General features: G+C 70.5%; 11 protein-coding genes. 5 read left to right on the forward strand and 6 right to left on the reverse strand.

Going from position 1 to position 15,432, the window contains the following annotated elements; translation table 11 throughout:
• Positions 1–93 precede the first annotated feature (93 nt).
• Both ACWDR3_RS28395 and ACWDR3_RS28400 read right to left on the reverse strand, forming a co-directional pair.
• Positions 94–471, reverse strand: coding sequence for a toxin Doc (locus ACWDR3_RS28395; RefSeq protein WP_402343825.1), 378 nt, complete (start codon positions 469–471; stop codon positions 94–96).
• 3 nt (positions 472–474) lie between these two features.
• Positions 475–720, reverse strand: coding sequence for a hypothetical protein (locus ACWDR3_RS28400; RefSeq protein WP_450355407.1), 246 nt, complete (start codon positions 718–720; stop codon positions 475–477).
• Between the two features lie 146 nt (positions 721–866).
• On the opposite strand from ACWDR3_RS28400, the gene ACWDR3_RS28405 reads away from it, so the two are divergent.
• Positions 867–1,361 (forward strand): methylated-DNA--[protein]-cysteine S-methyltransferase, encoded by a 495-nt coding sequence (locus ACWDR3_RS28405; RefSeq protein WP_450355408.1) that lies wholly within the window; start codon positions 867–869, stop codon positions 1,359–1,361.
• A 14-nt stretch (positions 1,362–1,375) separates the two neighbouring features.
• Complete coding sequence (locus ACWDR3_RS28410) at positions 1,376–2,098, forward strand: 2OG-Fe(II) oxygenase (protein WP_450355409.1); 723 nt, start codon at positions 1,376–1,378, stop codon at positions 2,096–2,098.
• A 68-nt stretch (positions 2,099–2,166) separates the two neighbouring features.
• Here the strand turns inward: ACWDR3_RS28410 and ACWDR3_RS28415 are convergent, their stop codons facing one another.
• A complete protein-coding gene (locus ACWDR3_RS28415; RefSeq protein ID WP_450355410.1) occupies positions 2,167–2,796 on the reverse strand; it encodes a hemerythrin domain-containing protein in 630 nt (209 codons plus the stop codon).
• Complete coding sequence (locus tag ACWDR3_RS28420; protein WP_450355411.1) at positions 2,796–4,406, reverse strand: MFS transporter; 1,611 nt, start codon at positions 4,404–4,406, stop codon at positions 2,796–2,798. Before ACWDR3_RS28420 ends, ACWDR3_RS28415 begins: the two co-directional genes overlap by 1 nt.
• 168 nt (positions 4,407–4,574) lie before the next feature.
• Between ACWDR3_RS28420 and sigJ the strand changes: the two genes are divergently transcribed.
• Together sigJ and qcrB are read left to right on the forward strand one after the other, a co-directional pair.
• Positions 4,575–5,510 (forward strand): RNA polymerase sigma factor SigJ, encoded by a 936-nt coding sequence (gene sigJ, locus ACWDR3_RS28425; protein WP_450355412.1) that lies wholly within the window; start codon positions 4,575–4,577, stop codon positions 5,508–5,510.
• On the forward strand, positions 5,507–7,072 hold the full coding sequence (qcrB, locus tag ACWDR3_RS28430; RefSeq protein WP_450355413.1) for a cytochrome bc1 complex cytochrome b subunit: 1,566 nt from the start codon (positions 5,507–5,509) through the stop codon (positions 7,070–7,072). The genes sigJ and qcrB overlap by 4 nt, the downstream gene beginning before the upstream one ends.
• On the opposite strand, the gene ACWDR3_RS28435 is transcribed toward qcrB, so the two are convergent.
• Both ACWDR3_RS28435 and ACWDR3_RS28440 read right to left on the reverse strand, forming a co-directional pair.
• Complete coding sequence (locus ACWDR3_RS28435; protein WP_450355414.1) at positions 7,017–9,260, reverse strand: glycoside hydrolase family 9 protein; 2,244 nt, start codon at positions 9,258–9,260, stop codon at positions 7,017–7,019. The two genes, qcrB and ACWDR3_RS28435, sit on opposite strands and share 56 nt — an antisense overlap.
• 213 nt (positions 9,261–9,473) lie before the next feature.
• Entirely contained in the window at positions 9,474–12,572 is a 3,099-nt protein-coding gene (locus ACWDR3_RS28440; protein ID WP_450355415.1) for a glycoside hydrolase family 2 TIM barrel-domain containing protein, read from the reverse strand.
• A gap of 338 nt (positions 12,573–12,910) precedes the next feature.
• On the opposite strand from ACWDR3_RS28440, the gene ACWDR3_RS28445 reads away from it, so the two are divergent.
• On the forward strand, positions 12,911–15,289 hold the full coding sequence (locus tag ACWDR3_RS28445; protein WP_450355416.1) for a SpoIIE family protein phosphatase: 2,379 nt from the start codon (positions 12,911–12,913) through the stop codon (positions 15,287–15,289).
• Positions 15,290–15,432: the final 143 nt, after the last annotated feature.

Raw genomic sequence — 15,432 nt, forward strand, 5'->3', positions numbered from 1 at the left:
TCGGTCGGCGGCCCCGGGACCGGACTCGGCTCGCGCGGCCCGTACACCTCGGATCCGCGCGCCTCGGATCTCCGCGGCTCAGAACTCCGCGCCTCAGATCTGCCAGGAGCGCAACCGGTCGGCCGCGCCGTACACGTCGGTCTTACCGGAGATCAGATCGCGGGCGAGGTCGACGAGTGCGCCGTAGGGCGGGTCGATGCCGACGTCGCTGACGAACATGTAGGCCACCGCTGTCGCGCACGCGAAGCGGGCGTTGGCCGACGGCAGGGGCTTCAGCAGGGCCAGCGTGTGCAGCAGCGCGGCGGCCCGCCAGGCGGGGTCGGAGTCCGTGCCCAGACGGGGCGGGTCGACGCGGTGGCGGGCGACGGCGGCGACCAGGGCGGAGAAGTCGTTGATCGTGGGCTGCTCGGGCAGTACCTCTTCGTGCCGTTGGAGCAGCCAGGGCACGTCGATGTGGATGACGGATGCCATCACTCAGGCGACCCGCCCCTCGCCGGCCGTGGGTGGTTCGTCGTCGGGGAAGGCGGCGGCGAACTCGTCGGCATGCGTGGCGAAGAAGCGCCGGAAGGCTTCCGCGCCTTCCTGCAGAGCGCGGTGCCTGGCGATGTCGGCCGCGGCCGCCTCGCGCACGAGCGCCTTCATCGACGTACCGCGTTCCTTGGCGATCTGCCTCAGATCCTCTAGTTCGCGATCGCTGAACTCCACATTCAGAGCTGGCATGCGCATACGGTACCGCCGGGGTACTCGATCGTAAATAAGTGCTGCTCACAGCGCCTGCGCCAAGGTACCGTCAAGGGCTACTCCGGTACGAGGGCGATGTCCGAATCCCGCCGGTCCCGGGCCGCTCGGCGCAGCAGACTGGAGCCATGGAAACGACGTACACGACGATCGACAGCCCGCTCGGGGAACTGCTGCTCGTGGGCGAGAACTCACGGCTCACCTCGCTGTCCATGCCGGGGCAGCGGAACGCGCCCACCGTCCGCGCCGACTGGCGCAGGGACGACGAGGCGTTCGGGGAGGCCTCCCGGCAACTCGCCGACTACTTCGCCGGCCGCCTCACCCGCTTCGCGCTCGAACTCGCCCCCGCGGGAACGGAGTTCCAGCAGCGGGTGTGGCGGGCACTGGACGACATCCCGTACGGCGACACGACGACGTACGGGCAACTCGCCGAACGACTCGGCGTGCCGCGCGCCGAAGTCCGGGCCGTGGGTGCGGCGGTGGGCGCCAACCCGCTGCTGCTCGTCCGCCCTTGTCACCGCGTGATCGGCGCCGACGGCTCGATGCGCGGCTACGCGGGCGGAGTCGAGCGCAAGGTGCGGCTGCTCACGCACGAGGGCGCGCTGCAGCCGACGCTGCTGTGACGGGAGGAGACGCCATGTCCCTCAACACCGTTGAAGCCGGCAGGCGCGTGGCCGACACCGACTGGGCGGCGCTCGCCACCGAGTTGGACACATACGGCAGCGCGCCGACCGGGCCGCTGCTGACGCCCGCCGAGTGCGGTGACCTGGCCGCGCTGTACGAGAAGCCGGAGTTGTTCCGGACCACCGTCGACATGGCACGGCACCGGTTCGGCTCCGGCGAGTACCGCTACTTCACCCACGAACTGCCGGCTCCGGTGGCCGCCCTGCGCGCCGCCCTCTACCCGCGGTTGCTGCCGGTCGCCCGTGACTGGGCGGCCCGGCTCGGCCGTCCGGCGCCCTGGCCGGACGACCTGGAGGAGTGGCTGGAGTTGTGCCACGCGGCCGGTCAGGACCGGTCGGCGCAGATCCTGCTGCACTACACGGAGGGCGACTGGAACGCCCTCCACCGGGACGTGTTCGGCGACTTGGTCTTCCCCCTCCAGGTCGTCGTCGGCCTGGACGTGTACGACTCCGACTACACCGGCGGCGAGTTCCTGATGGTGGAGCAGCGGCCGCGGGCCCAGTCCCGGGGCACGGCGACCGCGTTGCGGCAGGGCCACGGGTTGGTGTTCACGACTCGGGATCGGCCGGTGCGCGGCAGCCGTGGCTGGTCGGCCGGAGCGATGCGGCACGGAGTCAGCACCGTTCGCTCCGGCCGGCGGCGGGCGTTGGGCCTCGTCTTCCACGATGCGGCCTGAACCACGCTGCGCAAGTGCCACGTCGTGCCGTCGGTCGTCTGCCGCGCACCTGTATTCGCCCGGCCTGCTCAGGGTTCGACCCACAGGCCCTTCCGGCGGTAACTCCCCTCCCAGAACAGGCGGTTGAGCACGCGGACCGGGGGTGGCATGGCATTCAGGAAGGCCGCTCGGTCGGTTTCGGGTGCGCCGTCGACGACCCAGGGCACGAACACCGCGGCGCCACGCAGGCCCTGGGTCTCTCGGATGCGGCCGGTGAAGGAAGCCCAGTCGGCGGTGGTCAGGACCTCCTGCATCAGCGGGAGCGCGCTGTCCTCCTCGTGCTTGAGGTGGTCGTCGAGTGTTGCCGTCAACGCCCTTACGATGTCGGGGAGTTCAGGAGCCTGGTCCAGCAGTGCCGTGTCCACGGCGGCGAGCAGCGGGTCGATGCGGGAGTGTTCCGCCTCCATGTCGTCGAGCAGGGCCAGATCGCGCGGGCGCCCGGCGACACGGTCCCTCACACGCGGCCACAGACCGCTGTCCTCGGCGGTGTGGTGGATGTGGAGCTGGTGCGTGAAGTTGTCCCAACCGGCGCGCACCCCAGGGGTGTTCGCCCGGCCGTCGGCCACGGCCCGGCCCAGGCGCTCCAGGTCTCGTCGGAAGGCGTCGTGGGACGCGTACATGGCGGTGAAGTCGATCTTTTCCGTACGGGTCTCGGTCATCAGGCGGCCTCTTCCAGTTCGGGTTCGGAGACGGGCAGGGCGTGCGGGTTGGCGGACGGGCCGCGGTATCGGCGTACGGCCAGACAGGCGAGCGCTCCGGCCAGCAGGACCGCGGCGGATACATAGACCGCCGGGCCCATCGCGTCGACGAAGCCGTGGCCGAAGACCTGGCCGCCCAGGGCGCGCATGCGCTCGGCGATGTCCTGCGGGACCCCCTGGGGAGTGCCGGCCTGTTGCTGGGCGCTGACGTCCGCCTCGGCCCGCGAGAAGGCGCCGACGAAGGACTCGCGGTACGCGGCGGGCAGTCCGCCCGCGCTCTCGCGGGCCCGGTCGGTCAGCGCCGAGGACAGCTGCGCCTGGAGCACGGCGCCTACGACCGCGCCCGCGAGCACCGAGCCGACCTGCCGCAGCGCGTTGGTGACGCCGGACGCGGCTCCGGCCAGGGCCGCCGGGACGCCGCGCATGACCTCGGCGGCCATGGGGGCGAAGGTGCAGCCGACGCCCAGGCCGGTGAGCAGGAGGGGGAAGGCGATGCTGGGCCAGTCCGAGCCGACGTCCGCGACGGACACCACCCACACCAGTCCCCCGGCCCAGGCGAGCAGCCCGCCCATCAGGATGAACTTGCCGCCGATCCTGTCCGCGAGCGCCCCGGCCGGACCGGCGGTCACGAAAGAGCCGAGGGCCACGGGCAGAAGCACCAGGCCGGACTTGAGGGCGCTGTAGCCGAGGACGGACTGGAGGTAGATCGTCAGCGGCAGGAACATGCCGACCACGCCGAACGACACCGTGACGCCGACGAAGTTGATCAGGGTGAAGTTGCGGTCGCGGAAGAGCGAGAACGGGACCAGGGGTTCCTTGGTCTGCTGGCCGCGCTCGTGCAGCAGGAAGGCTGCGAAGAACACGCCGGCGAGCACGAACAGGCCCCAGATCCAGCGGTTCCAGTCGTAGCGCTGGCCTTCCGTAAGACCGAAGGCCAGGCAGAACAGCGCGGTCGAGGCGAGCGCCACGCCGAACGTGTCGAGGCGGTGGCGGACCGTGCGTCGGCCGGCCGGGATGATCGTGGCCGTCAGCAGCAGGACGAGGGCGCCCAGCGGCAGGTTGACGAAGAAGATCCACCGCCAGCTGAGGTGGGTGATCAGGGCGCCGCCGAGGATGGGCCCGAGGGCGCCGGACACCCCGGCGACCGTGCCCCAGATGCCCATCGCCACACCGCGCCGCTCGGCCGGGAACACCTCGGCGATGATCGACAGGGTCTGGGGCATCAACAGCGCCGCGCCCAGGCCCTGTACGGCCCGGAACGCGACGAGCTGGGTCGGGTCCTGGGCCAGACCGCAGGCGAGGCTCGCCAGGGTGAACACGGCGACTCCGACGGCGAACAGATTGCGTTTGCCGCGCAGGTCGCCGAGGCGACCGCCGGTGATCAGCAGGACGGCCAGCGCCAGTGTGTAGGCGTTGACGACCCAGAGGATCTCGTCGAGGGACGCGTCGAGATCCGCGCCCAGGTCGGGGATCGCGATGTTCACGATCGTCAGGTCGAGGAGGGTCATGAAGAACCCGAGCGAGAGGGTGATGAGGATCGCCCATGGGTTGCCGTGCCACTTCTTGAACACGATGTCGACTCCCTTGCGTCAGACTCGCGTTCAAGAGGGCGGGCCGGTCGCCGACTGTGACGCGCCGCCCTTTCTGTGAGGCATAGGTCACATTCGGGCCGTCCGATGTCACATTCCGACCCCCTGCGCCCCTCGCATTGGTGAGCGCGTCAGCGGGGAGGCCCACCTATGTCCGAAACCCATGTCACCGACGAGGCGACCGATGCCTTCATGGACCATCGGGAGCTGTTGTTCGGACTCGTCTACAACATGCTCGGCAGCGTCGCGGACACCGAGGACGTGCTGCAGGAGACCTGGCTGTCGTGGTCGGGCCGGGGAACGGGCGGGGTCACCAACCCCCGCGCCTACCTGGTCCGCATCGCCGTCAACCACGCGCTGCAGCGCCGGACCACGATCACCCGCCGCCGCGAGACGTACGTCGGCCCGTGGCTGCCGGAGCCCCTGGTCGGCGGCGACGCGGGCGCCGACGACCCGGCCCTGCGCACCGAGTCCGTGTCACTGGCGATGCTGGTGGTCCTGGAGTCCCTGACCCCGCTGGAACGCGCGGTGTTCGTGCTCCACGAGGTGTTCGGGTACCCGCACACCGAGATCGCGGACATCATCGACCGGACCCCGGCGGCCGTACGGCAGTTGGCGCACCGCGCACGGGCCCATGTGCACGCCCGGCGGCCGCTGTACCGGGCGCATCCGCGGGTGCGGCGGGAGGCGACGGAGCGGTTCGTGCGGGCCGCGCTCGGCGGGGACATCTCCGCGCTCCTTGAGATCCTCGCGCCGGACGTCACGGTGTGGACGGACGGCGGCGGCAACCGCAAGCCCGCGGGGCTGCGGCCGGTGCACGGCCGGGACAAGGCGGCCCGCCTCATCACGAAGTTCGGTTCCCGGCACGATCCGCGGGGCCTGGATCTGCGCTACCGCCGCGTCAACGGCGACGACGCCGTCGTGCTGTTCGAGGGCGACGCCGCCTACGCGGTGATGGTCATGGACCTCACCGACGAGGGCGACCGGATCAACGGCGTCTACATCGTCACCAATCCCGACAAGCTCACGCACGTGATCAAGGACGAGACGGACGACAGGAACGAGAAGGACGGGGAGGAAGCGTGACCGCGACTCGGGAAGCGGCGAACACTCAGGAGTCGTCGAAGGGCGAGCGGGTCGCCGACTGGCTCGACGGCCGCCTCGGCATCCACACCCTGGGCCGGAAGTACCTGCGCAAGGTGTTCCCGGACCACTGGTCGTTCCTGCTCGGCGAGATCTGCCTGTACAGCTTCGTCGTACTGATCCTGACCGGCGTCTACCTCACCCTCTTTTTCCATCCGTCGATGAACGAGGTGACGTACCACGGCAGTTACGTCCCGCTCAACGGCGTCCGCATGTCCGAGGCGTACGCCTCCACACTCGACATCAGCTTCGACGTGCGCGGCGGGCTGCTGATCCGGCAGCTGCACCACTGGGCGGCGCTGATCTTCGTCGCGGCGATGCTCACGCACATGATGCGGCACTTCTTCACCGGCTCGTTCCGCAAGCCGCGCGAGCTCAACTGGCTGTTCGGCTGGACCCTGTTGTTCCTCGGCCTGTTCGAGGGCCTGATGGGCTATTCGCTGCCGGACGACCTGCTGTCGGGCACGGGCCTCAGGTTCGTCAACGGCGCTCTGCTGTCGGTCCCGATCGTCGGGACGTACCTCTCGATGTTCCTGTTCGGCGGCGAGTTCCCCGGCCACGACATCGTGCCGCGCTTCTACTCGCTGCACGTCCTGCTGATCCCCGGCGTCATGGCCGCCCTCGTGGTGCTGCACCTCCTGCTGGTCGTGTATCACAAGCACACCCAGTTCGCGGGCCCGGGAAGGACCGAACGCAACGTCGTCGGCACGCCGTTCATGCCGGTCTACCTGGCCAAGGCGGGCGGCTTCTTCTTCCTGGTCTTCGGCGGACTGACCCTGATCGCGGCCGTGGCGGCCATCAACCCGGTCTGGGTGTACGGCCCCTTCCGCCCCGACCAGGTCTCCACGGGCGCGCAGCCCGACTGGTATCTGGGCTTCGCGGAGGGTCTGGTGCGCGTGATGCCGGGCTGGGAGATCAGCTTGTGGGGGCACACCCTGGTACTCGGCGTGCTGATCCCGGTCGTCGTCTTCCCGCTCCTCCTCGTCTTCATCGGCGTCTATCCGTTCCTGGAGTCCCGGCTCACCGGCGACAAGCGGGAGCACCACCTCCTGGACCGCCCGCGCAACCGCCCCACCCGCACGGCGATCGGCGCGGCCTGGATCAGCCTCTACCTGATCCTGCTGGCGGGCGGCGGCAACGACATTGTCGCCACCCGCCTCCATCTGTCGATCAACACCGTCACCTGGACCGTGCGCATCGCGGTGTTCGTCCTGCCCGCCGTCGTCTTCGTCGCCACCCGCCGCATCTGCCTGGGGCTCCAACTCCGGGACCGGGAGCTGGTGTTGCACGGCCGGGAGACCGGCCTGATCAAGCGGCTGCCGCACGGTGAGTACGTCGAGATGCACCAGCCGCTGGACCAGGCCCGCCTGCACACTCTCACCGCCCATGAGCGCCCGGGGGAGCTCATGGGCGGTGAGGCCGACTCCAGTCAGGACGGCTCGGACGAGGTCAGCCTTGATCGGCGACGAAAGACGCCATCCGGGCAAGGGCCGCGTTCCAGTTGATCGCCGTCTCGTTGGTGGACCAGGACTGGATGTCGTCGATGTAGCAGAACTGGCCGACACAGCCCTGGAGTTTGCTCTGTGCGTAGGGGTCCTGGATGGAGGAGTTCGGGCCGCCGGCGAGGGTGCCCCGCGGCGGGTTCGGCAGGTTCGGGTCCAGCTCGTGGGCGTACCAACGGCTGTGCTGGTTGTGGGAGTTGGCCTCGCCGTAGCCGGTGACGTACGACATGTTCAGCGCGTTGCGGCCGAGGATGTAGTCCATGCTCTGCACCGCGCCGTCGCGGTACTTGGAGGCGCCGGTGAGGTCGTAGGCGGTGCCGAGGACGACGGCGTTGTTGAGGATCTGGTGGCTGGAGCCCCAGTCGTAGACGTTCTCGGGCGGTGCGTACGGCATGCCGTACGGCTGCGACTTGAGCGTGGACAGGTAGCCGTCGGCGCCCTTGACGACCGACGCGCGCACCTTGTCGCGGCCGGGCAGCCGGCTCGGCACGGTCGCGAGGTCGAGGCGTCCTGCGGCGGCCGTGCGGCCCCAGTCGAAGCCGAGGCTGCCGAAGATGTCGGCGCTGTGGACCGGGGAGTTGAGGACGTAGTCCTTGAACTCCCTGTCACCGGTGGTGAGATACAGCTCCGCAGCCGCCCAGTAGAACTCGTCGGTCGCGTTCGTGTCGGGGTAGGCACCGCCGCCGGTGCCATCGCTCTCGGAGGCGTACATCGCGGGATGGGCCAGGGCTGCCGTCCACGCCTTGCGGGCTGCCGTGAGGGCCTTCGTCGCGAAGGCGCGGTCGTAGGGGCGGTACAGACGGGCCGCCTGAGCCGCCGTCGCCGCCAAGTTCAGGGTCGCCTGGGTGGACGGCGGGTGCAGCTCGCGCTTCTGCGGGTCCTCGCTCGGCAGCAGGGGCAGGCCCGTCCACTGCTCGTCGTGGATCTTGTGATGGGCCATGCCGGCCAGCGGCTGCCCGTCCGGCACCTGCATCTTCAGCAGGAACTCCAGCTCCCAGCGTGCCTCGTCGAGCACGTCCGGCACCTTGTTGCCGCTCTCCGGCAGGGCGAGGGTGCCGTCCCCGAGCCGGCCGGGGTGCCCGGTGCGGGCCAGCAGCGAGCGCTCGTACGTGCTCAGCAACTCCCAGGTGGCGATACCTCCGTTGACGACGTACTTGCCGTGGTCGCCCGCGTCGTACCAGCCGCCGGTGACGTCAAGGGTGTAGTCGCAGACGCCGGGTTGGCAGGGAACGTTGTAATCCCCTTGATTCGGGGCCGAGTTGAGATGCCCGGCGGCACGCCCGTACCCCGGACGCAGGTCGTCGCGGATCGGGGTGCCGCTGCGCTGTGTGTAGTAGTACTTCACCGCGTCGACCCGCAGTTGCTCGTAGGCACTCGTACCGATGTCGAACGGGCGGCTGGTCTCCCCGTCGGCGACCAGCGTGAAGCCCGTGCCCGGCCTGCGATAGCCGCCGAAGTCGATCGAGTGGACGTTCTGCCCGGAGGAGACGTCGACCCCGCGCGGCACGCTCCAGCCGTGCGCGACCGTGGTCCCACCGGCGTTCTTCAGCTGCCACGGCAGCTTCGCGGTCGCGTCGGTCACCAGCGTGGCGTTCTTCGGACCCGAAGGCAGATAGGCGACCTGGTTGACCCGCACCCGCGGCCCGGTGTCCGGCTCGTACACCTCGGGCGGGACACCACCGAGCAACGACACGTCGTCCATGCAGAACTTCCAGGCGTCGGCGCTCCCACCGGCCTGGAAGGCGACCTGCCCCTGAGTGGTGTCGACGGGCGAGGTGAAGGTGTACGCGTAGCCGTCACCGGAGACGCTCAGCTCCGGACTCACCTCGAAGTACGTGTCGTACGGCGCCACTTGGAGCCCGACGATCGCCCGCACGACGTGCCCCGCGGGCGAACCGCTCGCGGTGAAGGCGAACTTGTACGACTCGCCCTTCACGAGGGTGAGGTCGTTCTGGCCGACGGCGGCGTCCCAGCGGTTGGTGGTGCCACCCGGTACGTCCGCGCAGAGCTGTCCGCCGGACAGACCCGCGGTGACATTGCTCGTCGTCCACCAAGGCTCGGTGGTGGTGTCGAAGGTGCCGTTCTTGAGCTGCTCGACCTCGTCGGCGGCGGCCGGACCGGCCGGCAGCCCGGTGAGCAGGGCTCCCAGCAGGGCCGTCAGGGTCAGCAGGGCGGTTCTGCGTCGTTTCACGTCTGGGCTCCTCGGGCGGAGGGGCGGGCGACGCTCACCATCGCTCAAGGTGGGAGCGCTCCCAGATGCGGACGCGGTTCATGGTGTTCGTGTCATGACACCTCGTCAACGGTCCGGACGGGACGGGACTGATTTCGCATGGTTTCCCGCCCGAACCGTCCGAACCATGCGGCCCGTTCGAACCAAGCAACCCGTCCGGACCGTCAGGCCGCCTCAGCCCGCCGGCACCTCCAGTCTGCTGATCCGCACCGCACCGGCGGCCTCACCCGGCCGAGAGCTGGTCAGGGTCAGCCGCACCCGGGAGCCACGTACGGCGTCGAACGTGACCACGGTCGGAGCGTCCGAGGCAGTGGCCCACTCGACAGCCGCTCCCGTGACCGGCGCATACCGACGGCCGTCCCACACCTCCACCGCCACGGACTTGGGCAGGCTGTGGGTCGCGTCCACGGTGAAGGAGATCTCCGCCCGGTCGAGGTTCCGGGTCCGCCCGAAGTCGACGGAGACCCAGTCCGCGAGCCGGGCGCCACTGAACGCGGGCAGGAGAGCCGTGGCCGACTTGGCGAAGCCGTTGGACCAGCCGGTGGCCGCGTCACCGTCGAGCATCGCGGCGGGCAGGGTGTCCGGGCGGCCGGAGTAACTGGCGTCCGCGTGCGGGGAGTTCACGGCGGCGGGCGCTTCGGGCTCGAACCTCGCCGGTGCGGTGAGGGCGACCGACCCCGCATGCGTCGTACGCACGGTCGTCGCGCCCGTCCGCAGCCCCTCCGCCCGCGCGGTCACCTTCAGGGTGCCTGGCCTGGTGCCGGAGCGGACGATGGCAAGTGCCTTGCCGTGGAAGGCGGTTCGGGTGGTCGCCTGGTAGCGCTCGGCGCTCTCCTCGCGCCCGTTGTCGAGTCCGGAGAGCGAGCCGCCCCGCACGTCGAAGGTGATCAGGTGCTCCGCGTCCGGCACCACCACGCCGTGCGCGTCGACGACGTCCGCGGTCACGAACACCAGTGAACGGCCGTCCGCCGCAAGGGACTTGCGGTCGGCGGTGAGCTGTACGGCATGCGGCTCGCCCGCCGTGCGCAGCACATCGGTGGCCACCACCTTGCCGTCGCTGCGGGCCACCGCCTTCAACTCCCCCGGCCTGTACGGCACTTTCCACGTCAGGTGGAGCTTGCCCGCGCTGCCGTTGGGGCTCGTGTAGCTGCCCGGGTAGGGGCCGTCGGTGAAGGTCTTGTCGTCGCCGGTGGCCTCGGTGGTCTCCAGATAGGCGCGGCCGTCCGTGGTCTTCTTCGTGTCGAACGTCCGCGTGCCGAGGGACTTTCCGTTCAGGAAGAGCTCGACCGCCTCGACGTTGGAGTAGGCCCAGACCTCGACCGTGGCGCCCTTCTCGTGGTTCCAGGTCATGGGCACCAGATGGACCATCGGCTCGTCGACCCACTGGCTCCGGAAAAGGTGGTACATGTCCTTGGGGAAGCCTGCCGTGTCCACGGCGCCGAAGAAGGACGCCTTCACCGGGAAGACGTTGTACGGCGTCGGCTCGCCGATGTAGTCGATGCCGGACCACAGGAACTGCCCCGCGAACCACTTCCGGTCCCGGTCCTTCTTGTGCCCGTACTCGCCGCTCATGGTCCAGGAGGCGAGGTTGTTGTCGTACGAGGAGGTCGCCCGCTTGCCCGGCGTGTGGTTCTCGCCCGTGTTGAGGTGCTCCGGCTCCTGGTAGGTGCCTCGGGTCGAGGTCTCCGAGGAGGACTCGGACTCGAAGAGGAACAGGCCGGGGTAGGCGGCGTGCAGGGCGTCGACGGACTTGGCGGTGTTGTAGTTGAGGCCGAGGCCGTCCAGCTTGGCGAGCATCAGGTCCGCGGCCGAACCCTTCCGCGGCACACTGCGGTACTTGTCGGAGCCGATGACGAGCGGGCGGGTGTCGTCGGCGGCCCGGATGGCGGCGATGATCCGGTCGGCCATGGCGAGACCGGCGGTGGCGGTGGAGTCGGGGATCTCGTTGCCGCTCGACCACAGCACCACGGCGGGTGAGTTGCGGGCCGCGAGGACCATCTCGGTGGCGTCCTTCTCGCACCACTCGTCGAAGAAGCGGCCGTAGTCGTACTTCGTCTTGCCGGTCCGCCAGCAGTCGAAGGCCTCCACCATCATCACGATGCCCAACTCCTCGCAGACCTCGACGATCTGCGGCGAGGGCGGGTTGTGGGAGGTGCGGAAGGCGTTGACGCCCATCGCCTTCATGATGGTCAGCTGTCTGCGGACGGCGTCGATGCTGATCGCGGCGCCGAGGGCGCCCTGGTCGTGGTGGAGGTCGACGCCCTTGATCTTGGCGTGGGTGCCGTTGAGGAAGAAGCCCTCGGCCGGGTCGAAGCGGTAGGTGCGGATGCCGAAGGCGGTGCGGTAGGTGTCGACCACCTCGCCGCCGACGCGCAGCTCGGTCTCCACCGTGTAGCGGTGCGGGGCCGCGAAGTCCCACACCTTCGGTTCGGGGACGGCGAGTTCATGGGTCTCGACGGTCCGGTCGGTGACGGCGACCATGCTCGTGGCGCGGGCCACCGTCCGACCGCGCGGGTCCTTCACCTTCGACCTGATCTCGACCTGGCTCGCGGCCCCGGACTCGTTCAGCACGGCGGTGGCGACCCGTACGACGGCACGGTCCGCGGTGATCTCGGGCGTGGTGACGTACGTACCCCAGCGCTCCACGTGGACGGGTTCGGTGACGACCAGGCGGGCCTCGCGGTAGATGCCGCTGCCCGAGTACCAGCGGCTGCTCGGGAGCTGGTTCTGCACCTTGACGGCGATGACGTTCTCGGTGACGCCGTCGGTGTGCACGAGGTCGGTGAGGTCGAGGGCGAAGCCGGTGTACCCGTAGGGGTGGCGGCCAACCTCGGTGCCGTTGCAGTGGACGTACGAGTCCATGTAGACGCCGTCGAACTCGACCGAGATCCGGCGGCCGGCGAAGGCGGGCGGCAGCATGAAGGCGATCCGGTACCAGCCGAGGCCGCCCGGGAAGAAGCCGGTGCCGCTGGTGGTGCCGTGCTCGGTGGTGGGGGTCTGCTCGATGCTCCAGTCGTGCGGGACCGCGACCTCGCGCCACGTCGAGTCGTCGTAGGCGGGGTCGGCGGCCTGTGCGTAGGCGCCGGTCGGGTCGGTGAGGCCGCCCGGATCGACGAGCGCGAAGCGCCAGCCGTCGCGCAGCGCGACCGTTTGGCGGCCGACTCCGCCCCGGACGGCGGTCTCGGCGGCCCGGGCGACCGGGGTGGCGAGGAGTGTTCCGGCCGCGGGCGCGACGGCGGAGGCGAGCAAAACCGATCTGCGAGTGACCGTCATGGCGGCTCTCCCTCATCAGGGCCCAGAAGTACTCACAACTGATCGTGCAACTGATCGCGAACAAACAGATTCTGACGACCTGCCACACCACCACGTCAAGGGTGCGGAAAGCGCCTTCTGCCCCAGCGGCCACGCCCGACGGCGGGGCCGCCCGGTCGCCGCCGCTGCCCGGCCGCCGCAAGATCGCCGTGCGTTCCGGCTCCCACCTGGTCACCCGCCCTGTCGTCCGCCCCTGCCGCGTGCTCGGTGTTTGTCGTTCACGCGCGGGCGGGACGCACTAGGCTGGAACACGAGTTACGCACCTGATCACTGTGCGTAGGCGCGATGGAGTGGCGACGATGAGCCCGGTGGATCCGTTCGACGATGCCTCGACCGCGCGGGCCGTCATCGACGTCCACGGCGCTGTCGTCCGGTGGAGCACCGGCGCCCGACGGCTGCTCGGGTACGCGGAGACCGAGGTGCTGGGCCGGCCCGCAGCCGCTCTCCTGGCCGATCCCGCCGACGCCCCGTCCGGCACGCCGGCCGACGGTCGGTGGAGCGGCCCCCTCGCCCTGCGTCACCGGGACGGGCACACGGTGTCCGTCCGGTTGCTCGCCCTGCGCGCCTCGACACCGGACGCCCCGGACACCTGGCACGCCGTCGTTCCGCCCGACATCACGGACCTCGACCCGCCGCACGAGACTCTGACCGCGGCCGCGCTGGCCCAGTCCCCGTGCCCGATGCTGGTCTGCGACCGGCAGCTGCGCCTGCGCTGGCTCAACGACCGCATGACCGAGATCGTCGACCTGCCCGCGGGCCAGGTGATCGGCCTGCGGGTCTCGGACATCGGCGTCCGCTCGGAGAACACGGAGCTCGAACAGCACCTGACCGATGTGCTCGCCTCGGGTCTGCCCCGGGACATCCCCACGTACGTCCGCCCGAGCGGCCTCAGCAAGGCCACCGCCCAGCTGACCCGGCTCGCCCCGCTCATCGACGCCGCCGGACACGTCCAGGGCGTCTGCCTGACCGGCCACGACTTCACCGAGCACTATCTGGCCCGCGAGCGGCTCCAGCTGGTCAACGAGGCGAGCGTCCGGATCGGCAGCACCCTCGACGTCACACGGACGGCGCAGGAGCTCGTGGACGTCTGCGTGCCCGCGCTCGCCGACTTCGTCAGCGTCGATCTGCTGGACCCGCAGGAGCACGGCGAGCCACCGCTGCGGCTCATCGCCCCGCTCGGCCTGCGCCGCGCCGCGCACGGGTCGGTGAACCCGGGCAGCCCCGAGGCCGTGATCAAGCCCGGGCAGCTGGAGATCTACCCCACCGGCTCGCCCCAGGCCGACTCCCTCGTCGCGGGCCGGTCCGTCGTCGCCTCGGTGTCGGGGGGCGACCTGGACGAGTGGCTCGCGCACAACGAACCGCGCGGCGACCGGGTCAGGGAGTACGGCATCCACTCGTCCATGTCCGTGCCGATCCAGGCCCGCGGCACCACCCTGGGGGTCGCGGTCTTCCGCCGCTACCGCAGACCGGACCCGTTCACGGCCGACGACGTACTGCTGGCCGAGGAGATCACCGCCCGGGCCGGCGTCTGCGTCGACAACGCCCGCCGCTACTCCCGCGAACGCGACACCGCCCTCGCCCTGCAGCGCAGTCTGCTGCCCCGCAGGCTCCCGCGCACGGCCGCCGTGGAGGCGGCCTCGCGCTATCTGCCAGCCGCGCGGGCCGGGGTCGGCGGCGACTGGTTCGACGTGATCCCGCTGTCCGGGATGCGCGTCGCGATGGTCGTCGGGGACGTCGTCGGACACGGCATCCAGGCCTCGGCCACCATGGGCAGGCTACGCACCGCCGTGCGCACCCTCGCCGACATCGACCTGGCCCCCGACGAACTGCTCACCCACCTCGACGACCTGGTGGTACGGCTGTCCACCGAGGCCGGCGGCGAGGGCAACCCCGGCGAGGTCGGCGCGACCTGTCTGTACGCGGTCTACGACCCGGTGTCCCGCAGCTGCACCCTGGCGCGGGCCGGGCATCCACCGCCGGTCCTGGTCACGCCCGGCGGTGCGGCCCGGCAGATCGACCTGCCGGCCGGGCCGCCGCTGGGTCTGGGCGGGCTGCCCTTCGAGTCCGCCGAGCTGGACGTGCGCGAGGGCAGCGTCCTCGCGTTCTACACGGACGGCCTGATCAAGTCCCGGGAACGGGACGGCGACTCGGGCCACCGGCTGCTGCACGACGCGCTGGCGACGTACTCCGACTCGCTGGACGAGACCTGCGACCGGGTCCTGAACACGCTGCTGCCGGCGGGCGGTGTCGCCGACGACGTGGCGCTGCTGCTGGCCCGCACCCGGGGGCTGCCCGCCTCCCAGGTCTCGACCTGGCACATCCCCGCCGACCCGGCGCTCGTCTCGCCCATCCGCAAGCAGGTCGTCGAGCAGCTCGACGTCTGGGAGCTCCAGGAGGCCGCGTTCACCGCGGAGCTGGTGGTGAGCGAGCTCGTCACCAACGCCATCCGGTACGGCGCCCACCCCATCCGGCTGCGGCTGATCCACGACACCACGACGCTGATCTGCGAGGTGTCCGACACCAACCACACCGCTCCGCACCTGCGCCGCGCCAAGACCTGGGACGAGGGGGGCCGCGGTCTGCTCTTGGTCGCGCAGCTCACCGAGCGCTGGGGCAGCCGGCACACGACGGACGGCAAGACGATCTGGGCGGAGATCACGGTCCTGCCGGAGGACTGAGCCCGCCCGAAGGCGCGCCCCCTCGTGGAGCCCTGAGCCTTCTTGGCGCGATCCCCCAGCTCCAGTCCGGCGAGCGGTTGGTCGCGGTCGATTCGGGCGGCGTAGACGGCGAACATGGCCTCGACGATAGGCTCCGCCGGTTG

The organism is Streptomyces sp. NPDC001002, from assembly GCF_053599215.1.

Bases quoted from the DNA above. Each gene is read 5' to 3' on its own strand.
- ACWDR3_RS28400 (WP_450355407.1), bottom strand. From the start codon at position 720: ATGCCAGCTCTGAATGTGGAGTTCAGCGATCGCGAACTAGAGGATCTG.
- ACWDR3_RS28445 (WP_450355416.1), top strand. From the start codon at position 12,911: ATGAGCCCGGTGGATCCGTTCGACGATGCCTCGACCGCGCGGGCCGTC.
- sigJ (WP_450355412.1), top strand. From the start codon at position 4,575: ATGTCCGAAACCCATGTCACCGACGAGGCGACCGATGCCTTCATGGAC.
- ACWDR3_RS28395 (WP_402343825.1), bottom strand. From the start codon at position 471: ATGGCATCCGTCATCCACATCGACGTGCCCTGGCTGCTCCAACGGCAC.
- ACWDR3_RS28415 (WP_450355410.1), bottom strand. From the start codon at position 2,796: ATGACCGAGACCCGTACGGAAAAGATCGACTTCACCGCCATGTACGCG.
- ACWDR3_RS28440 (WP_450355415.1), bottom strand. From the start codon at position 12,572: ATGACGGTCACTCGCAGATCGGTTTTGCTCGCCTCCGCCGTCGCGCCC.
- ACWDR3_RS28410 (WP_450355409.1), top strand. From the start codon at position 1,376: ATGTCCCTCAACACCGTTGAAGCCGGCAGGCGCGTGGCCGACACCGAC.
- ACWDR3_RS28405 (WP_450355408.1), top strand. From the start codon at position 867: ATGGAAACGACGTACACGACGATCGACAGCCCGCTCGGGGAACTGCTG.